The 24,523-nt window shown below is 69.9% G+C and carries 13 protein-coding genes; 2 read left to right on the top strand and 11 right to left on the bottom strand.

The annotated features are described in order from the left end of the window. Positions 1–15: 15 nt before the first annotated feature. The 11 genes from mutL to ACLNGM_RS01770 form a co-directional block, all read right to left on the bottom strand. A complete protein-coding gene (gene mutL / locus ACLNGM_RS01820; RefSeq protein WP_416356948.1) occupies positions 16–1,845 on the bottom strand; it encodes a DNA mismatch repair endonuclease MutL in 1,830 nt (609 codons plus the stop codon). A 72-nt stretch (positions 1,846–1,917) separates the two neighbouring features. After that, positions 1,918–3,936: a glycogen debranching protein GlgX gene (glgX, locus tag ACLNGM_RS01815; RefSeq protein WP_416356947.1), complete on the bottom strand. Its 2,019-nt coding sequence runs from the start codon at positions 3,934–3,936 to the stop codon at positions 1,918–1,920. A 15-nt stretch (positions 3,937–3,951) separates the two neighbouring features. Next, positions 3,952–4,542, bottom strand: a complete 591-nt coding sequence (locus tag ACLNGM_RS01810) for a DUF2585 domain-containing protein (RefSeq protein WP_416358538.1) — start codon at positions 4,540–4,542, stop codon at positions 3,952–3,954. Further along, entirely contained in the window at positions 4,539–6,167 is a 1,629-nt protein-coding gene (locus ACLNGM_RS01805; RefSeq protein ID WP_416356946.1) for an alpha-D-glucose phosphate-specific phosphoglucomutase, read from the bottom strand. Before ACLNGM_RS01805 ends, ACLNGM_RS01810 begins: the two co-directional genes overlap by 4 nt. Continuing rightward, positions 6,167–7,612, bottom strand: coding sequence for a glycogen synthase GlgA (gene glgA, locus ACLNGM_RS01800; protein WP_416356945.1), 1,446 nt, complete (start codon positions 7,610–7,612; stop codon positions 6,167–6,169). Before glgA ends, ACLNGM_RS01805 begins: the two co-directional genes overlap by 1 nt. Beyond that, complete coding sequence (gene glgC, locus ACLNGM_RS01795) at positions 7,609–8,877, bottom strand: glucose-1-phosphate adenylyltransferase (protein ID WP_416356944.1); 1,269 nt, start codon at positions 8,875–8,877, stop codon at positions 7,609–7,611. Before glgC ends, glgA begins: the two co-directional genes overlap by 4 nt. Positions 8,878–9,108: 231 nt before the next feature. Then, complete coding sequence (locus ACLNGM_RS01790) at positions 9,109–11,601, bottom strand: glycogen/starch/alpha-glucan phosphorylase (protein WP_416356943.1); 2,493 nt, start codon at positions 11,599–11,601, stop codon at positions 9,109–9,111. A gap of 8 nt (positions 11,602–11,609) precedes the next feature. Then, positions 11,610–13,259, bottom strand: a complete 1,650-nt coding sequence (gene pgi, locus ACLNGM_RS01785) for a glucose-6-phosphate isomerase (RefSeq protein WP_416356942.1) — start codon at positions 13,257–13,259, stop codon at positions 11,610–11,612. 200 nt (positions 13,260–13,459) lie between these two features. Then, on the bottom strand, positions 13,460–13,687 hold the full coding sequence (locus tag ACLNGM_RS01780) for a hypothetical protein (protein ID WP_090962544.1): 228 nt from the start codon (positions 13,685–13,687) through the stop codon (positions 13,460–13,462). 76 nt (positions 13,688–13,763) lie between these two features. Beyond that, a complete protein-coding gene (locus ACLNGM_RS01775; RefSeq protein ID WP_416356941.1) occupies positions 13,764–19,136 on the bottom strand; it encodes a translocation/assembly module TamB domain-containing protein in 5,373 nt (1,790 codons plus the stop codon). Then, entirely contained in the window at positions 19,137–21,098 is a 1,962-nt protein-coding gene (locus ACLNGM_RS01770; RefSeq protein WP_416356940.1) for an autotransporter assembly complex protein TamA, read from the bottom strand. 489 nt (positions 21,099–21,587) lie between these two features. On the opposite strand from ACLNGM_RS01770, the gene ACLNGM_RS01765 reads away from it, so the two are divergent. Next, positions 21,588–22,088 carry a (2Fe-2S)-binding protein gene (locus ACLNGM_RS01765; RefSeq protein WP_416356939.1) on the top strand — a complete coding sequence of 167 codons (501 nt, stop codon included), beginning with the start codon at positions 21,588–21,590 and terminating at the stop codon, positions 22,086–22,088. Between the two features lie 75 nt (positions 22,089–22,163). After that, a complete protein-coding gene (locus tag ACLNGM_RS01760; protein ID WP_416356938.1) occupies positions 22,164–24,518 on the top strand; it encodes a xanthine dehydrogenase family protein molybdopterin-binding subunit in 2,355 nt (784 codons plus the stop codon). Positions 24,519–24,523 lie beyond the last annotated feature (5 nt).

The following is a 24,523-nucleotide window of genomic DNA, read 5'->3' as shown; positions in this document are numbered from 1 at the left end:
AAACGGGCGTCCGTGTCAACGCCGCCCGAACAGGCGTTCGATGTCGGCAAGCTTCAGTTCGATGAAGGTCGGGCGCCCGTGGTTGCAGGTCGCCGACGCCGGCACCGCCTCCATGCGGCGTAGGAGCGCGTTCATCTCGCTCGCCTGCAGGCGACGGCCGGCGCGCACCGACCCATGGCAGGCCATGGTGGCGGCGATATGGTCGACGCGCGAGCCGAGCCCCGAGCCCGAGCCCGTTTCCGTCAGTTCGTCGGCGATCTCGCGCACCAGCGCCGGCGCATCCACCTCGCCGAGGATCGCCGGCGTCTCGCGCACCATCACCGCGCCCGGCCCGAAGCGCTCGAGATGGAGGCCGAAGCGCTGCAGCACCGCCTCTTCCGCCACGAGGCGCTCGACCTCGGCCTCGGTGAGGTCGACCACTTCCGGGATCAGGAGCATCTGCGAGGGCAGGGCCTTGGCATGCATCGCCTCCTTCAACGCCTCGTAGACAAGGCGCTCGTGGGCGGCATGCTGGTCGATGAGGACGAGGCTGTCCTCGGTCTCGGCGACGATGAAGGCGCGGCCGATCTGGGCTCGCGCGGCGCCGAGCGGAAACTCCGCCCGGATCGGGGCGGGTGCCGCCTCCTCGGAGCGGTCGGTGCGGGCGGAGGGCTGGAAGCCGCCGAAATTGGCCGGGCGGTCGTCCAGCGGGCGCGAGGGGGAGCGGGCGGGATCGTAAGGCGCTGCGGGCCGTTCGGAAAAGCTGAAAGCCGGCCGCGGGGCATAGGCCGCATCCGTGGGGGCTGTCGCCGGCTCGTTCCCGCCACCGGCGCGAAAGCGCGCCATCAGCCCGTCCGCGCCCTCCGTCGAGCCGCGAAGCGACAGTCGCGCGAGTTCCGCCCGGATCGCGCCGACGACGAGCCCGCGCACGAGGCCGGGGTCGCGGAAGCGCACGTCGGCCTTGGCCGGATGAACGTTGACATCGACGTCGCGCGGATCGACCTGCAGGAAGAGGACGCAGACCGGATGCCGGTCGCGCGGCATGACGTCGGCATAGGCGCCGCGGATCGCCGACAGGATCAGCCGGTCGCGCACCGGACGCCCGTTGACGTAGACATACTGGTGCTGCGCCGTGCCGCGATGAAAGCTCGGCAGGCCCGCATGACCGGCGAGAAAGACGCCCTCGCGCCCCGCGTCGAGCGAGAAGGCGTTGTCGGAGAAGCTCTCGCCGACGATCTCGCCGATGCGCTGGAGCGCCGCCGCCTCGTCGACAGCCGGAAGGACCAGAGGGCTGCGGTCCTCGCCGGTCAGCTCGAAGCGCACGGCGGGAAAGGCGATGGCGATGCGCCGGACGACCTCGGTGATCGCCGCCGACTCCGCCCGGTCGCTTTTCAGGAACTTGAGGCGTGCGGGCACGGCGTGGAAGAGGTCGCGCACCTCGATCACCGTGCCGGCCGACAGCGCGGCCGGGCGCGGCCCCTCCTGCCGTCCCCCATGGACGAGGATCTCGTGCGCACCGTCCGAGCCGCGCGCTCGCGAGCGGAGGGACAGCCGCGCCACCGAGCCGATCGAGGGCAGCGCCTCGCCGCGAAAGCCGAGCGTCTCGATCCGCTGTAGGCCGCCCTCCATCTTGGAGGTGCAGTGGCGCCGGACGGCGAGCGGCAGCTCGGCCTCCGGAATGCCGCAGCCGTCGTCGGTGATGCGGATGAGGCTCTTGCCACCGCCGGCCGTCGCGATCTCGATGCGGCGCGCCCCGGCGTCCAGCGCGTTCTCGACGAGCTCCTTCACGACGCTCGCCGGCCGTTCCACCACCTCGCCGGCGGCGATCTGGTCGATCAGGGTCTCGGTGAGCTGGCGGATCGGCATTCGGGCCCCTTCGGCCGGCATTCTGTTCGCCGTCACATAGGCGCCTCGGCGCGCCGGGGCAAACGGCCGGGCTCAGCCTTCCACGACGATCGCGACGGAGCGCGCGCCGACAAGAAGCGGAGCGCCCGCCGACAGCGTTCGCTCGGGCGCGACCGGCTGGTCGGAAGCCAGCGCGAGGCGATGCGCGCGACCGGGCGAGGGAGGGGGAAGCGGGAGTGAAAGCGCCTCGTGGCCAGCGTTCAATACGACGGTCGCCACCGAGCCGTCCACCGCAATGCGCGCGCCGAGCCAATGCCGCTCCCCGTCCTGCCAGTCGGCGGGAGCCATCGCCGCGCCGTCCGCCCCGAGCCAGGTGACGTCGGGGCCGTCCTCCATCTCGGCTCCCGTCAGGAAGGCCGGGGAGCGGAGCGCCGGCGTGTCCGCCCGCAGCCGGGCAAGGCGCGCGGTGAAGGCGACGAGCCCGTCGTCCGCCGCCGCCCAGTCGACCCAGACCGTCTCGTTGTCCTGCGCATAGGCGTTGTTGTTGCCGCCCTGGCTTCGGCCCATCTCGTCGCCTGCGACGATCATCGGGTTGCCGCGCGAGACGAAGAGCGTGGCGAGAAGCGCGCGGATGTCGCGCCGCCGCGCCGCGAGGATCGCGGGGTCGGCGCTCGCCCCTTCCGCGCCGTTGTTCCAGGAATGGTTCTCGTTGTGGCCGTCGCGGTTTCCCTCGCCGTTGGCCTCGTTGTGCTTGTCCTCGTAGGCGACGACGTCGGCGAGCGTGAACCCGTCATGGGCGGCGACGAAATTGACGCCGGATGCCGCATCGCGGCCGGGCCCGGCGAAGAGGTCGGGCGAGCCCGACAGCCGCGTGGCGAGCGCCGACAGGAGCCCCTTCTCGCCGCGCCAGAAGCGCCTGACATCGTCGCGGAACCGGTCCTGCCATTCGAGGAAGGGCGCCGGGAACCGGCCGACCTGATAGCCGCCGGGGCCGATGTCCCACGGCTCCATCACGTGGAGGCGGTCCTTCAGCACCGGATCGCCGGCGAGGCGCCGGAGGAACGGCGCGTCGGGCGAGAAGCCCCCGGGGCCGCGCCCGAGGATGGTGCCGAGATCGTAGCGGAACCCGGCGATGCCACCGAACTCGACCCAGGCGCGCAGCGCGTCGATCCCGAGCTGCATCACGGGCTCGCGCCAGAAGGCGAAGGTGTTGCCGGTGCCCGTGTCGTTGACGAGCCGGTCCGGTTCGTTCGGGTCGGCGGCGTAATAGGTGGCGTTGTCGAGGCCGCGATAGCTGAGCGTCGGCCCGCCGTGGTCGCTTTCGCCCGAATGGTTCAGCACCATGTCGAGAAGGACGCGGATGCCGCGCGCGTGCAGCGCCTCCGTCACCCGCCGCACCTCCGCCCATCCGCCCGGCACGAGGCGCGGGTCGGGCGCCATCTGGCAGACGGGGTTGTAGCCCCAGGCGTTGGACAGGCCGAGCCGGACGAGATGCCGCTCGTCGATCGCCGCCGTGAGCGGCATCAGTTCCAACGTCTCGACGCCGAGGCGCTCGAGATGGTCGAGGACGGCGGGCTCGGCGAGGGCACCGAGCGTGCCGCGCAAGGGGGCCGGCACGCCCTCGTGGCGCTGCGTATAGGCGCGCACCAGAAGCTCGTAGGTGAAACCGGGCGCCTGGGACGGCAGCACCAAAGCACCGGCGTCGGGGCGACAGACCACGGCGCGCGGCACGAGGGCGGCAGTGTCGAGCTGCCGCGCCACCGGCGCGCCGAGTGCCGCGTGGTAGACGAAGGGCCGGTCGAGCCGGAGGGCGTAGGGGTCGACGAGGAGCTTGGCCGGATCGAAGCGATGCCCCTTTGCGACATCGAAGGGCCCGTGGGCGCGAAGGCCGTAGAGCGCGCCCTCCGCCAGCCCCGGCAGGAAGCCGAAATGGACGTCGCCCGCGCGACCCGGCAGCGCCAGGCGCTCGCGCTCGCTGATGCCGGCCGGATCGAAGAGGCAGAGCTCGATGCGGCTCGCATGGGCGGAGAAGACCGCGACATGGACGCCGTCCGCCGCAACGCTCGCGCCGAGCCGCTGGGGAGCGCCCCGTTCCGCTGTGATCATCGTCATATCGCCTGCCCGTCCCTACACGGCGCCCTGCCAGTCGCGCACCGCCTCGAGAGGATAGAGAAGCATCAGGACGTTCAAGGTGAGGTTATCGCGGATCAGCCAGGCGGTGAGGAGCTCGAAGCCCACCGCGATCGCGACCGTGACGGAGACCGGCAGGCGCGAGGCCAGGAGGAAGCCCGCGATCATGAAGCCGATGTCGGCGAGCGAGTTCACCACGCTGTCGCCGAAATAGTCGAGCGCGATCGTCGCCTCGCGGTAGCGGTTGATCACGGCGTCGGTATTCTCGGCAATCTCCCACGCCGCCTCGATCGCCGTCGCCACCACAAGGCGCGGGCCGAGCGACCAGCGCCGCATCAGGAGATGCGTCAGCCCGTAGAACAGGAAGCCATGGATGAGGTGGGACGGCGAATACCAGTCCGAGAGGTGCTGCGAGTTTTCCGAACTCGCCACCGCGCCGTGCCAGAGCTTGACGGTGCCGCATTGGCAGATCGGCACGCGGCCCATGGCCAGGAGGATCGCGGCCGTCACGGCCACGATCAGAGCGACGAGGCAGACGGCACGCGGCGGGATCCGCCGCGTGCCGGCCGGAGATGCGGCTGCGCTCAGGTGCGAACGTCCGGCTCGGCGCGGCCGGTGCGCGCCTTGATCTCGCCGATCGCGTCCGCCGTCTCGACGAGCTCCTTCAAGGCCTCTTCTACGGGGAGGTCGTGGCGCGAGGCGTCCGGCTCGAAGCGTTCGAGATAGACGCGCAAGGTCGCCCCGACGGTGCCGGTGCCCGACAGGCGGAAGACGATGCGCGAGCCGCCCGAGAAGACGATGCGCACGCCCTGGCCGGTCGACACGGAACCGTCGATCGGGTCCTTGTAGGAGAAGTCGTCGGCCTCGGAGACGACGAGCGTGCCGAAGCGCTGGCCGGCCATGGAGGCGAGGCGACCGCGAAGCGAGTTCATCAGCTCCTCGGCCGCCGCCTTGTCGACCTCTTCGTAGTCGTGGCGCTGATAGTAGTTGCGCCCGAACTCGGCCCAGTGCGCCTTGACGATGTCGGCCACCGACTGGCCCCGCTCGGCGAGGATGTTGAGCCACAGGAGCACTGCCCAGAGCCCGTCCTTCTCGCGCACGTGGTCGGAGCCGGTGCCCGCGCTCTCCTCGCCGCAGATCGTCACCTTGCCGGCGTCCAGCAAGTTGCCGAAGAACTTCCAGCCGGTCGGCGTCTCGTAGATGCCGATGCCGCGTTTCTGCGCGACGCGGTCGGCCGCGCCGCTGGTCGGCATCGAACGGGCGATGCCGGCGATGCCCTTGGCGTAGCCGGGCGCCAGATGCGCGTTGGCGGCGAGAACTGCGAGCGAATCGGAGGGCGTGACGACGATGCCGCGCCCGAGGATCATGTTGCGGTCGCCGTCGCCGTCCGAGGCCGCGCCGAAGTCGGGCGCCGTCGGGCCCATCATCAGGTCGACCAGCGGGGCCGCCCAGACGACGTTGGGATCGGGATGGCCGCCGCCGAAGTCCTCGGAGGGCACGCCGTTGAGGACGGTGCCGTCCGGCGCACCGAGACGCTTCTCCAGGATTTCCTTGGCATAGGGACCCGTGACGGCGTGCATGGCGTCGAAGCGCAGCGTGAGGCCCCCTTCGATCGCCTGCCGGATCTTGCCGAAGTCGAAGAGCGTCTCCATCAGGCTGGCATAGTCAACGACGGGATCGACGATCTCGACCTCCATGTCGCCCAATCGGCTCGTGCCGATCACCGAGAGGTCCGGCGCCTCGCCGTCCCAGATCCGGTAGTCCTGGATCTCCTTGGTGCGGCGGTAGATCGCGTCGGTGACGCCTTCGGGCGCCGGGCCGCCGTTGGCGATGTTGTACTTGATGCCGAAGTCGCCGTCCGGGCCGCCGGGATTGTGCGAGGCCGAGAGGACGATGCCGCCGGCCGCCTTGCGCTGGCGGATGAGGTTGGAGGCAGCGGGCGTCGACAGGAGCCCGTTCTGCCCGACGATCACCTTGGCGACGCCGTTGGCCGCCGCCATGCGGATCGCCTTGCGGATCACGGTGGCGTTGAGATAGCGCCCGTCGCCGCCGATCACGACCGCCGAGCCCGCCGGGCGCTCCGTCGCATCGAAGATCGCCTGCAGGAAGTTCTCGGCGTAGTTACCTTGCGCGAAATGCGGGACCTTCTTGCGCAGGCCCGACGTGCCGGGCTTCTGGTCGTCGAAGGGCTTGGTCGCGACGGTTCGGATCATCAGGCTCGTTCCTGGAGGAGGCTCTGGTAAAGGTCGGCGTAGCGCCGTGCGCTGGCGGTCCAGGACACGTCGCTCGCCATTGCGGTGCGCTGCATGTCGCGCCACAGCGGCGCGTCGGCGTAGAGGGCAATGAGGCGCTGGACGCCCTCCATCAGCGCCTCGCGCGTGACGGGCGCGAAGATGATGCCGGTGGCGACACCCGCCGTCTGCGCGGCGAAGTTGGCGTCGATCACCGTATCGGCAAGCCCGCCGACGCGGCTGACCACCGGCAGGCAGCCGTAGCGCAGCGCATAAAGCTGGGTGAGCCCGCAAGGCTCGAAGCGCGACGGCACGAGCAGCGCGTCGGCGCCCGCCTGCACCCTGTGCGACAGGACCTCGTCGTAGCCGATGCGAACGCCCATGCGCCCGGCGTGACGCGCGGCAGCCGACAGGAACGCGCCTTCCAGCATCCGGTCGCCCGAGCCGACGACCGCGAGGCGACAGCCCGCCGCGATGATGTCGTCGCAGCTCTCGGCGAGGATATCGAGGCCCTTCTGCCAGGTCAGGCGGCTGACGACGGCAAGAAGCGGCGTGTCGTCCTCCTCCAGCGCGAACTCGGCTTCGAGCGCCCGCTTGTTGATGACGCGACGGAACAGCGCGTCGCGGTCGAAGGTCGCCGCGACATGCGGGTCGGCGTTCGGGTCCCAGGTCTCGACGTCGATCCCGTTGACGATGCCCGACAGGCGGTCCTCGCGGCCGCGCAGCAGGCCGTCGAGACCCATGCCGCCCTCGGCGGTCAGGATCTCGCGCGCGTAGTTCGGGCTGACCGTGGTGATCCGGTCGCTGGCCCTGAGGCCACCTTTCAGGAAGCCGACCGAGCCGTAGTACTCGACGCCGTCGACGCCCCAGGCGCTCTGCGGCAGTCCGAGCTCGGGAAAGATCGTCTGCGGGAAGGCGCCCTGAAAGGCGAGGTTGTGGATGGTGATGACGGTGCGCGGCCGATCGACGCCGGCCTGCTCGAGATACACCGGCGCGAGCGCCGCCTGCCAGTCGTGCGCGTGGACGATGTCGGGCCGGTAGCCCGGCATGAGGCCCGTGCCGATCAGCGCCGCCGCGCGGCCGAGCGCGGCAAAGCGCGCCCAGTTGTCGGGATGATCGTAGCCCGTCGCCCCGACATAGGGGCCGCCCGGCCGGTCGAAGAGATGCGGCGCGTCGAGCGCGAGCATCGAGAGCCCCGCGACGTCGGCGGCGAGGATGCGCGCCGGCCCGCCGAAGAGATCGTCGATCGCGGCGACCGTTTCGGCACCCTCGATCTGGGCGAGCACCGACGGATAGGCGGGCATCAGCGTCGTCACGTCGACGCCGATCGCGCCGAGCGCCAGGGGCAGCGCCCCTGCCACGTCGGCGAGCCCGCCCGTCTTGATCAGCGGAAAGACCTCCGACGCGACGGAGAGGACCGTGGTCATCCCTGGCTGAGCCGGTCGATCATCGACTGCGTGACGAGGCAGACGCCACCGGCCGAGCGCCGGAAGCGGCTGGCGTCGAGCTCGGGATCCTCGCCGATCACCAGTCCGTCCGGGATGTGGACGCCCCGGTCGAGGATGGCGCGCGTGACGCGCGCGCCCCGCCCGATGTGGCAGTGCGGCAGCACCACGGCCTCGTTGAGCACGGAATAGGAGTTCTGGCGCACGCCCGTGAACAGGAGCGAGCGGTGCAGCGAGCCGCCGGAGATGATGCAGTCGCCCGAGACGAGCGAGGAGATCGCCATGCCGCGGCGCCCGTCCTCGTCATGGACGAACTTGGCCGGCGGCGTCACGTCGGCATAGGTCCAGATCGGCCAGTCGCGGTCGTAGATGTCGAGCTGCGGCACGACGTCGGTGAGGTCGATATTGGCCTGCCAGTAGGCGTCCACCGTGCCGACGTCCCGCCAGTAGGAACCGTACTCGGCCTCCGAGCGGACCACCGAGGAGGAGAAGGTATGGGCGTAGGCGGTGCCGTTCTTGACGACATAGGGCACGATGTCGTGGCCGAAGTCGCGGCTGGAATTGGGGTCGGCCGCGTCGCGGCGCAGCTGCTCGGCGAGGAACCTGGTGTTGAAGACGTAGATGCCCATCGAGGCGAGCGCCGTGTCGGGACGGCCGGGAATCGACGGCGGATCGGCCGGCTTCTCGACGAAGGCGGTGATCTGGTTCTTCTCGTCGACATGCATGACGCCGAAGGCGACAGCCTCCATGCGCGGCACCTCGAGGCAGCCGATCGTCACGTCGGCGCCGGTGTCGACATGCTGCTGCAGCATGATCTCGTAATCCATCTTGTAGACGTGGTCGCCTGCAAGGATCACGATGTATTCGGGCGCGTAGGCCTCGATGATGTCGATGTTCTGGTACACCGCGTCCGCGGTGCCGGCATACCACTGGTCCTCCGACACGCGCTGTGAGGCGGGCAGGACGTCGAAGCTCTCGTTGCGGCCCGGACGCAGGAAGTTCCAGCCCCGGTTGAGGTGGCGGATCAGCGAGTGCGCCTTGTACTGCGTGGCGACGCCGATGCGCCGGATGCCCGAGTTGATCGCGTTGGAGAGGGCAAAATCGATGATGCGCGACTTGCCGCCGAAGTAGACGGCCGGCTTGGCGCGGTCGTCGGTCAGCTCCATCAGGCGCGATCCGCGCCCGCCGGCCAGCACATAGGCCATCGTGTCACGCGAGATCGGCCCCGCGCGCCGGTGATCTGCCATCCTCGTCTCCTCCTGCGCAGTTCCCCTCGCTCCCGCGCAAAGGGCATGCCGACTGCCAGTCTTCTTCGTTTCCAGCGTGGAAAGATAGAGCCGAAGATCGCGCGGCAACTATCGGTCTTCGCCCTTTGCACAGAGATTTTGCATGGGCTGGGCGCCTCGCGCACGAAAAAAGAGGGCCGATGCGCGGCATCGGCCCTCCGGGTCAGGCGGGACGGCGGATGGGGCGCCGCCTCAGCGGGCGCCCGGACCCGCCTTCCAGATGTCGCGCGCGTATTCGCGGATCGACCGGTCGGAGGAGAACCAGGACATGCGCGCCGTGTTGCGGGCGGCGACCCGGTTCCAGGCGCCCCGGTCCTTCCAAAGGACGTCGAGCTGGCGCTGCTTGTCCCAGTAGGCGCGGAAGTCGGCGGCGATCATCCACCAGTCGCGGTCGCGGATCGAGTTCATCAGGTTGGCGTAGCGGCCGGGATCGCCCTGACTGAAGACGCCGGCGGAGATGGAATCGATCGCCGAGCGCAGAAGCGGCTGGCTGTTGATCACCGCCTGGCCGCCATGCCCTTCGGCCCGCATCTTGGCCACCTCGTCGGCCTTGAGGCCGAAGATGAAGATGTTGTCCTCGCCGATATGCTCCAGCATCTCGACGTTCGCGCCGTCGAGCGTGCCGATGGTGAGCGCGCCGTTGAGGGCGAACTTCATGTTGCCGGTGCCCGACGCCTCGAGGCCGGCCGTCGAGATCTGCTCCGACAGGTCCGCCGCCGGCATGATGATCTCGGCGAGCGAGACGTTGTAGTTCGGGATGAAGACGACCTTCAGGAGCCCGCGCACCGTCGGGTCGGAGTTGACGACGCGCGCCACGTCGCCTGCCAGATGAATGATCTCCTTGGCCTGCACGTAGGACGGCGCGGCCTTGCCGGCGAAGATCTTGACCCGCGGCGTCCAGTCGAGATGGGGCAGCGAGCGGATCTGCTCGTAGAGCGCCACCGTCTCGAGGATGTTGAGGAGCTGGCGCTTGTACTCGTGGATGCGCTTGACCTGGATGTCGAACATCGCGTCCGGGTCGAGCGTGATCGCGAGGCGCTCCTGCACCAGCGTCGCCAGACGCTGCTTGTTCTCGCGCTTCACCGCGGCGAAGCGCTCTCCGAACGCGGCGTCGTCCGCATGCGCGTCGAGCTTGGCGATCTCCTCGATATTGTCGCGGAAGCCCGGCCCGATGGTCTCGTCGAGCAGCTTCGACAGGCCGGGATTGGCTTGGTGCAGCCAGCGGCGCGGCGTCACGCCGTTGGTCTTGTTCTCGATGCGCGAGGGGTAGAGGCGATGCAGGTCGTGGAACACGGTCTGCTTCATCAGCTCGGTATGCAGCGCCGACACACCGTTGACGGCGTGGCTGCCGACGAAGGCGAGCTGGCCCATGCGCACGCGCCGCCCGTTGCCCTCATCGATCAGGGAGATCGCCGAGATCGTGCGTTCGTCGAAGCCTTGGCCCTGCGTCGCCTCGCGCAGGACGCCCGCGTTGATCTGGTAGATGATCTGCATCTGGCGCGGCAGGAGCCGCTCGAAGAGATGGATCGGCCAGGTCTCCAGCGCTTCCGGCAGGAGCGTGTGGTTGGTGTAGGAGAAGGTCGCGCGGGTGATCGTCCAGGCCGCGTCCCATTCCATGCCGTGCACGTCGACGAGGAGGCGCATCAACTCGGCGACCGACACCGCCGGATGGGTGTCGTTCAACTGGATGGCGACCTTGTCGGCGAGGTTGGTGAGGTCGTCGTACTGGGCGAGGTGGTGGCGAATTATGTCCTGCAGCGAGGCCGAGGAGAAGAAGAACTCCTGGCGCAGGCGCAGCTCCTGGCCGGCCTGATGGGAATCGGCGGGGTAGAGGACGCGGGTGATCGCCTCCGCCTTGTTGGATTCGAGAAGCGCGCCGATGTGGTCGCCTGCATTGAAGGCGTCGAGCAGGATCGGGTCGAGCGACTGGGCCGACCAGAGGCGTAGCGTGTTGACGTGGTTGCCGCGCCAGCCGACCGCCGGCGTGTCGTAGGCGACAGCGAGCACGCGCTCGGCCGGGCGCCAGACGGAGCGGGTGCGCCCGTTCTCCTCGATCGAGGTGACCTTGCCGCCGAAGCCGATCTCGTAGGAGCTTTCGCGGCGCTCGAACTCCCACGGGTTGCCGTGCTTCAGCCAAGTCTCGGGCAGCTCGACCTGCGCGCTGTCGACGATCTCCTGGCGGAAGAAGCCGTGCACGTAACGGATGCCGTAGCCGTAGCCGGGCACGCCGGTGGAGGCCATGGATTCCATGAAGCAGGCGGCGAGACGACCGAGGCCGCCGTTGCCGAGCGCGGCGTCCGGCTCGAGGAGCTCGACGAGGTCGAGCTCGACGTCGTAGCGCGCCAGCGCCTCGCGGATCGGATCGGTGAGGCCGAGGTTCGAGATCGCGTCGCGCAGGAGGCGGCCGATCAGGAACTCCATCGACAGGTAGCAGACGCGCTTGGCTTCGGAGCGGCGCGTCTCGATCGTCGAGTTGAACCAGTTGTCGATGATACGGTCGCGCACCACCAGCGTCGTGGCTTCGAGCCAGTCGTGCAGGCGCGCGGCGCCGGTGGTCTTGCCGATCGAATAGGTCAGCTTCTCCACGATCTCCTTGGCGATCGTGTCGGTATCGTTGAGCCGGGGCTGCGACTTGTCACCGGGCTCGAGACGATCCTGGCGGACGGCGAGGCTGGATGGCGTCATGGCGGGTCTCAGGTTCTCAAGGTGGCGATCGCGGACACGAGGCCCGCGGTGGAGGAATCGCGCCCGTCGGTCGAGGCTTCGCCGCGAACGACCGGAAGGAGGCCCGTTGCAAGCTCCTTGCCGAGCTCGACGCCCCACTGGTCGAAGGCGTTGATCCCGAAGAGCTGGGCCTCGACGAAGACGCGGTGCTCGTAGAGCGCGACGAGGCGGCCGAAGGCGAAGGGCGTGAGCTTGTCGTAGAGGATCGTCAGCGACGGACGGTCGCCCGAGAACTCGCGGTGCGGGGCGATGCGCTCGGCCTCGTCGGCCGGGCGGCCGGCGTCCAGAAGCTGCTGCCTGGCCTCCTCCAGCGTGCGGCCCTTCATCAGGGCCTCCGACTGGGCGAGGCAGTTGGCCAGAAGCAGGTCCTGGTGGACGCGCATCTCCGGGCTCGTCTCGTGCGCGTTGGCGCCCACGATGAACTCGACCGGGATGATGTCGGTGCCCTGGTGCAGGAGCTGGAAGAAGGCGTGCTGGCCGTTGGTGCCGGGCTCGCCCCAGACCACCGGGCCGGTCGCGGTTTCGACGCGGCGCCCGTCGAGGCCGACATGCTTGCCGTTCGATTCCATGTCGAGCTGCTGGAGATAGGCTGGCAGGCGGGCGAGGCGCTGATCGTAGGGGATCACGGCGCGGGTGCGGTGCTTCTGCGGCACGCGGTGCCACCAGCCGATGAGCCCGAGGATGAGCGGAAGGTTCTCCGCCGCCGGCGCCTGCCGGAAATGGCGGTCCATGTCGCGCGCGCCGGCCAGGAACTCGCGGAAACGCTCGGGCCCGATCGCGATCATCAGCGGCAGGCCGATCGCCGACCAGACAGAATAGCGTCCGCCCACCCAGTCCCAGAAGCCGAAGGTGCGGTCCTCGCCGATGCCGAAGGCGCCGATCTTGTCGAGTGCCGTCGAGACCGCGCAGAAATGAGCACCGACCGCGGCCTCGCCGAGCTTGCCGGCGACCCAGGCGCGCGCGGTCTGCGCGTTGGTCATGGTCTCGATGGTCGTGAAGGTCTTGGAGGCGACGATGAAGAGCGTCTTCGCCGGGTCGAGCCCCTCCAGCGTGTCGGCCATGTGGGCGCCGTCGATGTTCGACACGAAATGGGCGCGCGGGCCGTCGTGGTAGGGCGAGAGGGCGATCGCGGCCATGACGGGCCCGAGATCCGAGCCGCCGATGCCGATATTGACGATGTCGGTGATCCGTTCGCCGGTCGCGCCCCGGATCGAGCCGTCGCGGACGCCGCCCGCAAAGCGCGCCATCGCGGCGAGCACGGCCTCGACCTCGCCGCCGACCGCCTGTCCCTCGACCGCGAACCCGTCCTCGGGTCGGGCGCGCAGGGCGACATGGAGGACGGCACGGTTCTCGGTCGTGTTGATCCGGGCGCCCGCGAACATCGCGTCGCGGCGCTCGAGGACGCCGACCGTCTCGGCGTAGGCATGGAGGGCCGAGAGGTCGTCGGCCGAAAGAGCGGTCTTCGAGACGTCGAGGAGAAGGTCGTCGTGGCGGAACGAGAAATGGCGAAAGCGGTCGGCGTCGGCCTTAAAAAGGGCCCGGATCCCCTTGGCCGCGGCGGCCTCGCCGCGCGCTTTCAACTGGTCGAGGGATGCGTCGTTCGAGGACTGGTCGGTCACGCGGTCGATCCATGGCTTCAGTGGGCCGAGCCGACAGGCTCGCGCTTGGGCGCCGAAGGATAGAGCGTTTTGCCGCAGTGCCCAACAGTTTCCCGAAAAGCCTGCCTGGGGACCGTCTCCCGCTTCGTGCCCGAAGCGTGGAGACGATAGCGCAAAGCCGTTACACAATCGCCAATCGCGTCACGGCCCCGTGAGGGGGCTCAGGTCTTCAGTCCTGCCAGCTTCTCGATGGCGTGGTCGAGTGTCTGCGACATCGGGTCGATGCCGTCGGCGCGGTTCTCGGCGTCGACGCGGCGCTTCCATTCCCCGAGGATCGAGCGCTTCTCGTGGCCGTCCAGGAACCCGTCCTCGACCACCGCCATCGGCGAATCGAACGACGTGCCGTCGTCGCGGTCGAACTTGGCGTGCTTCAGAGACTCGGTGCTCATGGGTCCACTCCTCACAATTACACCCCTGTCGGGGACAGCGTTGGAAACGTGGAACGCCCGGTCCCGGTTGCCCGCCTCAGTATTCCTTTTCGTAGAAGATGCCGACCTCGCCGCCGCCGTTCGCCGTTACCGCGCCGCGCGCCTTGATGTCGGCCCCGAGTTCGAGGTCGATCGAGACGCGACCGGTGGAATCGACGCCGACATAGGTGTTCTCGTTGAGGTAGCGGCCGACGCCGACCGACGTCTTGCCGTCCGACGTCGTGCGGATGTCGAGATCGTCGACGCCGAGCTGCGAGCGCAGGTTGTCGAGAAGGCCGGTCGAGCCGCCGACACCCGATAGCTGGGCTGCGGCCGAAGCGAGCTGGGCGATCTGCAACGGCGACAGATCGGCCGTACCCTGACCGAAGATGAGCCGCGCCAGCACCTCGTCCTGCGGCAGGGCCGGGGAGGAGGTGAAGTTGAAAGCGGGATCGTTGGCCGGGCCGGTGATCGCGATATAGACGGTCACCTCGCCGGTGTCGGACGCGGCGAGGAAGTCCAGCGTCGGCACGAGGCCGTCGTCGAAGGTCAGCGTCGCCCGCTGGAAGTCGAGGCGGCGCGACAGGAGCTGGAAGCGCCCGCGCTGCAGCTCGAACCCGCCGCTCACCGCGATATCGGAGATCGGGCCGGTGACGCGGATTGTGCCGCCGAGCTCGAGATCGAGACCGCGGCCGCGCACGAAGACGCGGTTCGGCGCGTTCAGCGTCACGTCGAGACGGATGCCGCCGCTCGCACCGCCGCCCCCCCTGCTCGGCGGGTTGATCTCGCGGATCTGCTGCTGCACGGCGGGCGGCGTGTTGCGACGCTTCAGGTCGATCTCGGCGACCGAGCTCGGCAGGTTGTCCGGCACGAGGATCGCGATCTCCTGCGCGTTCACCGTGCCGGCGAGAAGCGCGTTACCGGTGAGCGGGCCGGTCAGGGTCAGCCCCGCGTCGAGGCGCACGGTGAAGAGTTCGCCGTCGCCGTAGCGGCCGTCCGCGACCTGGATGCGCAGGTCTGCCGGGAAGCCGGCGCCGATGCCGATCGTGCCCGCGACGCTGACGGTGCCGCCGGCGCCGAGCTGGGCCGTGACGCTGGTCAGGGTCGCGGTCTGCCCATTGAGGGAGACCTGCGCGTTGATGTTGTTCAAGGACAGGTTGGCGCCGGTATCGACGAAGGACGCGCCGGCGGTCGAGATCGTGCCGGTGACGTTGGGCGCTGCCGCCGTGCCCTGCACGCGGGCATCCACGCGCACCGTGCCCTGCACCGAACGGCCGCCCTCGGCGAGGATCCGGTTGGCGATCGAGAGCGGGGCGGTGCCGTTGAGGGCAAGATCGAAGGTCGGCGTGCCGGACAGGCCGACCGAGCCGTTGGCGGTGAAGGCGAGGCCGGAGCCGGACAGCGAACTGTCCACCGTCACGCGGTTGTCGGCGTAGGTGCCGCGCGCGGCGATGTCGAGCGGGCCGACGCCGGCATCGCGCGTCTGCGTCACCGAGAAGCCGCTGAGGCGAAGGTCGTAATCGGCGCGCGGCGCGGACAAGGTGCCAGTCGCGCGCGCCGTCCCGTTCAGCGTGCCCTGCGGATCGATGCCGCTCGCCGCGGCCGCGGCGAGCGACGCCGGCACGTTGTCGAAGGCGACGTTGAGGTCGAGACGCTGACCGACCGTGCCGGACGCCGTCACCGAGCCGGTGCCGAGGTCGACGCGGGCAGTCTGCAACTGGACGCTGCCGTCGGCATAGGTGCCGGCGGCCGTGGCGTTGATCGCCGGGGCGCCGGCGGCGCGCGTCTGCGCCACCGAGACGTCGGCGGCTCGAAGGTCGAAGGTCGCGCGGGGTGCCGCGATCGATCCCGTAGCCGCCAGGTTGCCCGACAGGGTGCCGCGCGCGTCGAGGCTCGGCTGTACGGCGTTGGCGAGCGCCACCGGGAGCCGGTCGAGGGCGACGCGCAGGTCGAGCGCGCGCCCGACCGTGCCGCTGGCGTCCAGCGACCCGGTGCCCGTGTCCACCCGCGCCCGGTCGAAACGGGCCGTGCCGTCGGCAAACGTGCCGGCGATGTCGAGCGTGACCGTCTCGACCCCGCCCTGGCGCAGCGGCGCGGCGGAGAGGCCATTGCCGGTGAGGGTGAAGGTCGCGTTCGGGGCGGTGAGCGTCCCGGTCGCGGTGGCCTGCCCGTTCAGCGTGCCTCGCGCGTCGAGGCCGGGGCGCAGGCCGTTGGCAAGCGCCGCCGGCAGGTCGACGATCTGGAGGCGGAGGTCGAGCGCCCGGCCGACCGTACCCGTCGCCTCGATCCGTCCGGTGCCCGTGGTCAGGAGGGCCCGGTCGAGCCGTGCGGTGCCGCCGCGATAGAGACCCGCAAGGTCGAGCGAGACCGGCTCGACACCCGCGCGCCGGATTTCGGCCGCGGTGATGCCGCGTCCCGCAAGATCGAAGGTGACGGCCGGATTTTCCAGGGATCCCGTGGCCGAGGCCGTGCCGTTGATCGTGCCTTCCGCGCCCAGCCCGTCGACGAAGCCGTTGGCGAGGGCGACCGGCAGGTTCGAGATGTTGAGGTCGAGGTCCAGCGCCTCGCCGACCGTGCCGGTGGCTTCGATAAAGCCGGAACCGAGATCGACGCGCGCGGCCGACAGGGTCGCCGTTCCGTCGCGGTACTGGCCGGCGAAGGCGGCGTTCACGCCTTGCAGATTGGCGGCGCGCGTCTGCGCGGTGGCCACGCCCTCGGCGCGAAGATCGAAGTCGAGGTCGGGCGCCGACGACAGGCCGCCCACCGCCACCGTGCCGCTGGCCGTACCGGCGGCATCGAGGCCTGCCACGAACGGATTGGCGATGGCGAGCGGGAAACGGTCGAGCGCGAGATCGAGGTCAAGCTGGTCGCCGGCCGAGCCGGACAGGGTGAGGACGCCGGAACCGGCATTGAGGCGGATTTCGCTTAAGGTCGTGCGCAGGCTTCCGAGCGTCACCGCTGCGGGAGCGGCGAGTTCGACCGGGGCATTGGGGATCGCGGCCGTCAGGCGTCGAAGCTCGATCACGGTCCCGGCGTCGGTGAAGGCGAGATCGCCAGACAGCTCGGTCGGCACGTCGTTGATCCGGGCCGAGGCGTTCAGGGCCGTCGCGTTGTTGATCTCCTCCAGTGCGGCGTTCAGCCGCTCGACCGTCAGGCCGCCGGCCGTGATCGATGTGGCGGCCACGGTGCCGGTGGCGCGCGGCGCGGTAAGGTAGTCCGTCGCGCGCAGCTGGATGCGGGCGCCGCGCAGCGCCGTCTCGGCATTGTTGCGCGTCAGCGTCAGCGCGTTGCTGGTGAGGTCGAGATCGGCGACCGGGGTGCCGCCGTTGCCGACCGCGAGCGACACGGTGCCGTTGAGATCGCCCGAGCCGTCCTGGCCCGCGAGCGCGAGAAGCGTCGTCGCATCCTGGATCGCGAGGCGGATCGCACCGGTCGCCCGGTTCTCGCCGTCGAGCGCGACCTCGCCCTCCACGCGGTTCTGGCCCTGTCGCAGGAGAAGGTTTCGCAGGCGTCGCACGTCGCCCTCGGTCGCGAGATCGGCCGAGAGCGAGAGCGGCGCGCCGTCGAACGTGCCGTCGACGGCGACGGTCCCGGCCGGCGCATCGGGCGCGAAAGTGCCCTGGATGCGGGCCTGGAGATCGGTCAGCTGCCGGCCGACGACCTCGAGATTGGCGGCGCTGGCGGTCAGGTCGATTACCGGCGCGCTGGTGGTGCCGGAGGCCTTGAGGTCGAACTGCGCCTGGCCGTTGAGGGCGGCGTCGGCGATCGCGGCCTGGTTGATCTGGCCGGTGATCGCGGCGGCGATCTCCTCGCCGGTGAGGTTGACCGACCCCGACAGGTCGAGCGCGTCGCCGTCGACGCGCAGGTTGTCGACGCCGAACGAGCCGTCCGCCGCGCGCCGGGCAAAGCCCGCGATCGCGACGCGCGGGCCGACATAGGGCACGGCGTCGCTCGACAGGGCGGCGGTCTCGATGTCGCTGTCGACCCGCAGCTGGAAGGTCGAGAAGTTGGAGGCGGCGTTGCCCGAAAGGGCAAGGTTCGCGGTCCCGGTGGTGAGCTTCGCCGTGTTGAACGTGTAGCCGTCCGCCGTCAGCGCGCCGTCGACATTGACGGCGATCGGCCCTTCGAGGACGCGCGCGGCGATGCCGTCCGGCACCGAGGCGGACTGAGCGCCGAGATCGATGACGACCTGCCCGATCAGGTTGTTGAGATCAAAGCCCGGGCTCGTCGCCTTCAGCGTCACCGCGTTGGCGACGTAGTCCTCGAAGCCGGCGGTGCGCGCTGTGGCCGCGACGTCGAGCCGTGCCACCGACAGGCTGCCGCGCAGCGTCGCGTCGATCGAGGAGATCTCGAGAGCGGTGCGCGCGCCTTGGCTGCCGAAGGCGAGCGGCACCGGGTTGGCGGCATCCGTGCGCAGGGCGAGCGTCAGGTCGTTGCCGGCGCCCGTCCGGTCGAACGTGCCGGATGCCGTCAGGTCGAGCGGGCCGGACTGGAGACGGCCGCTGTCGATCGCGATCACCCCGTCGGTCCGCAGGAGGACATTGGCTGCGAGCTGGAGGTTGTCGCCGACGACGCCCTGGTAGGCGAGCGGCACGAAGGGCGCGGAGAGTGCGGTGAGGTCGACGCCGATGCGCCGGCCGTCCGCGCCGTTCTGGACGGTGGCGCGCAGGGTCGCGGCCCGCTCGGAGCCGAGGTCCAGCGTGCCGTCGGCGGCGAAGTTGTCGAACGGGCCGGTGCCATTGATCGACAGGCTGACGGGTGGCGCGCCGGGCAGCTTCAGGAGCCCGGCGACGAGGCCGCCGGCCGGCTCGCTGGCATTGACCGCGATCTCCAGACGATTGGCGTCCGGCTGGAAGCCGATCTTCAGCGCGATGTCGCCGCCCTGATCGAGGCGGCGGATCGTGGCGGAGGCGTCGAGCTGCGTCGGATCGGGCGAGAGGTTGAGCGCGGCCTCGGCGGCCAGGCGCGCCGGGATGCCGGCAACCGCCTCGTTCAGGACGAACTCGTTGATCGCGATGCGGTTGATGCGGGCGGTGATCGAGGGGAGGGAGAAGGGCTCGGAGCTTTCCTCGGTGGTCGGCGGGGCCGCGCGCGGCAGGCGGTCCATCACCACCTGCCCGGCCGACAGGTTCTGCACCTCGACGGTCTTGCGCACCAGGGCCAGCGGCGACCAGTCGAGCGCGAGATTGCGAAGGGTGAGCCAGACGCCGTCGCGGTCGGCGACGGTCACCTCGTCGATCCGCACCTCGCCGCTGAAGGCGCCGGACAGACCCTGGATCTTCACCTGCCGGTCTTCGGTCGACAGGAGGTTCTCGAGCTGGCCGGCGAGGAACTGCGCGTGCGCGGGCTGCGCCGCAAGAAGCGCGGCCACGACCAGCGCGAGGAGGCGCAGCTTCAGGAGAAGGGCGGAGAGGAGGCGCATCGCGATCATTCAGAAGGCCTGTCCGATGCCGGCGTAGATCTGGAACGAACCGTCGCGCGGGCCAGGGTCGAGCGGGATGCCGACATCGACGCGGATCGGGCCGAAGCCGGTGAGGTATCGGGCGCCGACGCCCGCGCCGATCTTCAGGTTGCCGAAGTCGGGCGCGAAGTCGTCGCCGACCGTGCCGGCGTCGACGAAGGGCACGACCTGGATCTTGTCGGTGACGTTGAAGCGCAGCTCGGCCGAGGCCTCGAACACCGACAGGCCGCCGGTCGGGGTGTTGACGAAGTCGGGATCGGTGCCGGGCAGGGGGAAGGGCGGATAGTAGGGGCCGATCGATTGGAAGACGTAGCCGCGCACCGAGCCGCCGCCGCCGGCGAAGAAGCGCCGGTCGGTCGGCACGTCGGCGAGGTCCGCCCCGGCGATCACGCCGTAGCCGACGCGCCCCGCGACGACGAACCGGTCGCGCTCGTCGAGCGACAGGTAGGCCGACACGTCGCCGCGCGCCTTGATGAAGGGCGTGCCGTCCTCGATCTCGTAGGTCGGCTCGGCATAGAGCTTGGCGAGGAAGCCCTTGGTCGGGTTCAGCTCGTTGTCGCGCCCGTCATAGGTGTAGGTGAAGGGCACGGAGGCGAGCAGGAACTCGTTCTCGCCGAGATAGGTGCCGACGGTCTCGTATTCGGCAAGGAGGCTTACGGCGACCGTCTGCTGGTCGTCGATCATGTACTCGACGCCGTTGCTCACCGCGATCGACTGACGGTCGTAGGCGAGCGGCTGCTCGCGAAGGCCGGTGATGGAGCCGACATAGACCGAGTCCGGGCCGAGGACGCCGGGTTTGCGGAACACCGCCGAGGCCTTGTAGTCGAAGCCGTCGGTCTCGCGGCCGGTGTCGGACAGGGTATTGGCGCCGATGCGCGAGACCGAGCCCTCGATGCGAAGGCTCTCGGCCCGGCCGAACAGGTTGCGATGCTCCCAGTAGGCGTTGGCACCCGCGCCTTCGGTGTTGGAGAAGGTGGCGCCCGCGCCGATGACGCGGCGCGGCCGCTCGGCGACGGTCACCTGGATCGGCAGCGTGCCGTCGGGCGCCTGCGCGTCCGCCTCGCGGATCGTAGCGGTGGAGAAGACGTTGAGCTTGCGCAGCCGCTCGCGCGCCTTTTCCAGTGCCTGCGGCGAGTAGGTCTCGCCGGGGCGGATGCCGGTCATGTAGGCGACGAAGCCGGGCTCCATCCGCTCGGTTCCGGTCACGAAGGTCTGGCCGAACGGGATCGCCTCGCCGGGCGAGAGGGTGATCGCGATGTCGAGTCGCTGCGTCGCGGAATCGGCGACGATGTCGCGGCGGGTCACGGCGACGAAGGGGCGCCCCTCGTTGCGCAGGTCCTGCACGATACGGTTCTCGATCTGCAGGATGCGCACCGAATCGGCCGAGGAGCCCGGCGTCAGATCGTAGGTCGCCGGGTCGAGCGGCACGCCATTGGCGTCGAGGCGAACGGTGCCGACCTGGAAGAGCGGGCCGGGATTGACGTCGATCGTCACCGGCACGGGGCGCGAGGTGTCGAAGGTCGCGTCGGGAGCCAGCGTCGCGATGTCCTGGCCTTCGATGCGGATGGTCACGAGCCCGTCGTAGCGCGCGTTCTCGTACAGCGTGCCGACGAGGCGACGCCGGTCGCCCTTGGCTTTCGCGAGGAGGCCGAGCGAGCCCGACACCGGCTCGTCCTCGTCGGCCTTCAGCGTCGAGGCGGCCTCCAGCGTGTCCTGGAGATCGTCCTCGTTGGGCGAGACGTTGATCGTCACCTCGTAGCGGACGGGATCCGGCAGTTCGGCCGCGGCCTTCTCCTCTTCCGACGGGCCGAAGAGGTTGAACGGATCGAGGAAGCCGAGGTCGAGGGCGCGGGCGGCGGGCGCGCCGAGGCCGAGGCCGAGCGCCACGGTCAGGGACGCGATCACCGCCACGGGGCGGGCAAGACGGGTCAATCCAGAAATCAACGCGGATGCTCTCTTCGCCCAGGCGGTCTTTTCGGGTTCGGGGCAGAGGCCGGTTGCGCAACGGTTTCGAGCCGCCGCGACCCGCCTCTCGAGGCGGGAAAACCCTGGCCGCCGTCCCCGAGCGACACTGGTTCAAAATGCCGGACCGGGCTCAAATAACAACCGCTTGGTGAGCCTCGCGCAAGATTCACGAGAGGTTTTGTGGGAGTTGCGCCACACTCCCGGTCCCGGCACCGGGCCCTCCCGGCAGGGCATCCGCGACCTTGCGTCGCGTGGGCCGTGGGTGGCCCGTGCCCCGGGCATTCCGCCGCCCGCGCTGGAATGTTTCCAGAATTCGCTTGCGGCCCGGCAGCCCGCCGTTGCAGTCTCGGCCTGCCCGACAAGAGAACGCGGCGGCGCCCCATGCGCCCTCGAGCCGCGCGGCGGGCAGGGCCCGGTTTTCGGGCGCTTTGGCAAGGTCGTCTCGGGAGGACGCGTATGACCGAAGTCTCCATGGTGGTGAACGGGCGCAGGATGACGGGGGCGGTCGAGGACCGCACGCTGCTCGTCCAGTTCCTGCGCGAGGGCCTCGGGCTCACCGGCACCCATGTCGGCTGCGACACGTCGCAGTGCGGCGCCTGCGTGGTGCATCTCGACGGCCGGGCGGTGAAGTCCTGCTCGGTGCTCGCGGTGCAGGCGTCGGGGTCCGAGGTGACCACGATCGAGGGCATCGCCAAGGGTCAGGACCTCCATCCGGTGCAGGCGGCGTTCCGCGAGCATCACGGACTGCAGTGCGGCTACTGCACGCCGGGCATGATCATGACGGCGGTCGACATGATCGCGCGGCACGGCGCCTCGCTCGACGAGAAGACGGTGCGCGACGAGCTCGACGGCAACATCTGCCGCTGCACCGGCTACCACAACATCGTCAAGGCGATCCTAGCCGCCGCCGAGCGCTCGGGTGCATCCGCCGAGCCGCAGCGCGTCGCGGCCGAATAGGGCCGGCGTCAGGGCCGACCGTTCCGGCACGCCGCACGCGTGCCGGCCTACCAGTTTCGATCTCGGGAGGATCTCATGGGTATCGAGGGCATCGGCGCGCGCGTCCTGCGCAAGGAAGACCGGCGCTTCATCACCGGTCGCGGCCGCTACACGGACGACATGGTCGTCCCCGGCATGAAATACGCCGCCTTCGTCCGTTCGCCGCATGCGCATGCGACGATCCGGGGCATCGACGCCTCGGCGGCGCGCGAGATGCCGGGCGTGATCGACGTGCTCGACGGCGAGCAGCTGACGGGCGACGGCATCGGCAACCTGATCTGCGGCTGGGCGGTGACGTCGAAGGACGGCACGGGCATGAAGATGGGCGCCTGGCCGGCGCTCGCCGTCGGCACCGTGCGCCATGTCGGCCAGGCCGTCGCCGTGGTGGTGGCCGAGACGCGGGCGCAGGCGCGCGACGCGGCCGAAGCCGTCGAGGTCGACTACGCGGTGCTCGACGCCGTGGTGGATGGCGCGAAGGCGCTGGAAGCCGGCGCGCCGCAGCTCCACCCGGAGGCGGAGGGCAACCTGTGCTTCGACTGGGAACTCGGTGACAAGGCCGCGACCGAGGCCGCCTTCGCGAAGGCCGCGCACGTGACGCGCCTCGACATCGTCAACAACCGCCTCGTGCCCAATGCGATGGAGCCGCGCGCGGCGCTTGGGCAGTACGACCCCGCCGACGACCACTACACGGTCTGGACGACCTCGCAGAACCCGCATGTGGCGCGGCTCGTGATGAGCGCCTTCTACAACGTCGCGCCCGAGCACAAGCTGCGCGTCATCGCGCCCGATGTCGGCGGTGGCTTCGGCTCCAAGATCTACATCTACCCGGAAGAGATCGTCTGCCTCTGGGCGTCCAAGCGCACCGGCGTTCCGGTGAAATGGACGTCCGACCGCTCCGAAGCCTTCCTGACGGACGCGCACGGGCGCGATCACCAGACGAAGGCGGAGCTCGCCACCGACGAGAACGGCAAGATCACGGCGCTTCGCGTCGACACGATCGCCAATCTCGGCGCCTACATGTCGCTTTTCTCCTCGGCGACGCCGACCTACCTCTACGCGACGCTCCTGTCCGGCCAGTACGACATCCCGGCGATCTACGCCAACGTGAAGGCCGTCTACACCAACACCGTGCCGGTGGACGCCTATCGCGGAGCGGGGCGCCCGGAGGCGACCTATGTCGTCGAACGCCTCGTCGAGACGGCGGCGCGCGCATTGAACCAGTCGCCGGCCGAATTCCGCCGGAAGAACTTCATCACCGCTTTCCCGCACCAGACCCCCGTGATCATGAATTACGACACGGGCGACTTCAACGCCTCGCTCGAGGCCGGCATGAAGGCGGCCGACGTCGCGGGCTTCGAGGGCCGGCGCGCGGAGGCCAAGGCCAAGGGCAAGCTGCGGGGATTGGGCATGAGCTGCTATATCGAGGCCTGCGGCATCGCGCCCTCGAAAGCGGTCGGCTCGCTCGGCGCGGGTGTGGGCTTGTGGGAATCGGCCGAGGTGCGGGTCAATCCCGTCGGCACGATCGAGATCCTCACCGGATCGCACAGCCACGGCCAGGGGCACGAGACCACCTTCGCCCAGCTCGTCTCGCAGCGGCTCGGGCTGCCGGTCGACAACGTCCAGGTGATCCACGGCGACACCGACAAGGTGCAGTTCGGCATGGGCACCTACGGCTCGCGCTCGGGCGCGGTCGGCATGTCGGCCATCGCCAAGGCGCTGGACAAGGTGGAGGCGAAGGCCAAGAAGATCGCGGCGCATCTCCTCGAGGCCGCCGACGAGGACATCGTGATCGAGGGCGGCGAGGTGAAGGTCGCGGGCACCGACCGCAAGCTCGCCTGGCACGAGGTCGCGCTCGGCGCCTACACCGGCCACAACCTGCCGGACGGCATGGAGCCGGGCCTCAAGGAGGGGGCGTTCTACGACCCGCAGAACTTCACCTTCCCGGCCGGCTGCTACATCTGCGAGGTCGAGGTCGACCCCGAGACGGGCAAGACCGAGATCGTCCAGTTCGTCGCTGCCGACGACTTCGGCACCGTGGTCAACCCGATGATCGTCGAGGGTCAGGTCCACGGCGGCCTCGCCCAGGGGATCGGGCAGGCGCTCCTGGAAGGCGTCCACTACGACGACTCGGGACAGCTCGTGACCGCCTCCTACAACGACTACGCCATGCCCCGCGCCTGGGACCTGCCGATGTTCCAAGTGCTGACCACCGAGACGCCGTGCACCACCAATCCGCTCGGCATCAAGGGCTGCGGCGAGGCGGGCGCGATCGGCTCGCCGCCGGCCGTCATCAACGCCATCACCGACGCCATCGGCAACAACGCGCTGTCGATGCCCGCGACGCCGGAAAATGTCTGGCGCGCCCTGAACGCCGTCGCGGCCAAGGCCTGAGGAGG

The sequence above is a fragment of the Aureimonas phyllosphaerae genome (assembly GCF_047943035.1).
In the GTDB taxonomy this organism is placed as follows: domain Bacteria; phylum Pseudomonadota; class Alphaproteobacteria; order Rhizobiales; family Rhizobiaceae; genus Aureimonas; species Aureimonas phyllosphaerae.
The sequence above is the reverse complement of the archived record's forward strand: the minus strand, read 5'-3'. Positions and strand labels throughout refer to the sequence as shown.

Excerpts from the sequence above, each read along its gene's own strand:
- mutL (WP_416356948.1), bottom strand. The coding sequence starts at position 1,845 with ATGCCGATCCGCCAGCTCACCGAGACCCTGATCGACCAGATCGCCGCC.
- glgX (WP_416356947.1), bottom strand. The coding sequence starts at position 3,936 with ATGACGATGATCACAGCGGAACGGGGCGCTCCCCAGCGGCTCGGCGCG.
- ACLNGM_RS01805 (WP_416356946.1), bottom strand. The coding sequence starts at position 6,167 with ATGATCCGAACCGTCGCGACCAAGCCCTTCGACGACCAGAAGCCCGGC.
- glgA (WP_416356945.1), bottom strand. The coding sequence starts at position 7,612 with ATGACCACGGTCCTCTCCGTCGCGTCGGAGGTCTTTCCGCTGATCAAG.
- glgC (WP_416356944.1), bottom strand. The coding sequence starts at position 8,877 with ATGGCAGATCACCGGCGCGCGGGGCCGATCTCGCGTGACACGATGGCC.
- ACLNGM_RS01790 (WP_416356943.1), bottom strand. The coding sequence starts at position 11,601 with ATGACGCCATCCAGCCTCGCCGTCCGCCAGGATCGTCTCGAGCCCGGT.
- ACLNGM_RS01780 (WP_090962544.1), bottom strand. The coding sequence starts at position 13,687 with ATGAGCACCGAGTCTCTGAAGCACGCCAAGTTCGACCGCGACGACGGC.
- ACLNGM_RS01775 (WP_416356941.1), bottom strand. The coding sequence starts at position 19,136 with ATGATCGCGATGCGCCTCCTCTCCGCCCTTCTCCTGAAGCTGCGCCTC.
- ACLNGM_RS01765 (WP_416356939.1), top strand. The coding sequence starts at position 21,588 with ATGACCGAAGTCTCCATGGTGGTGAACGGGCGCAGGATGACGGGGGCG.
- ACLNGM_RS01760 (WP_416356938.1), top strand. The coding sequence starts at position 22,164 with ATGGGTATCGAGGGCATCGGCGCGCGCGTCCTGCGCAAGGAAGACCGG.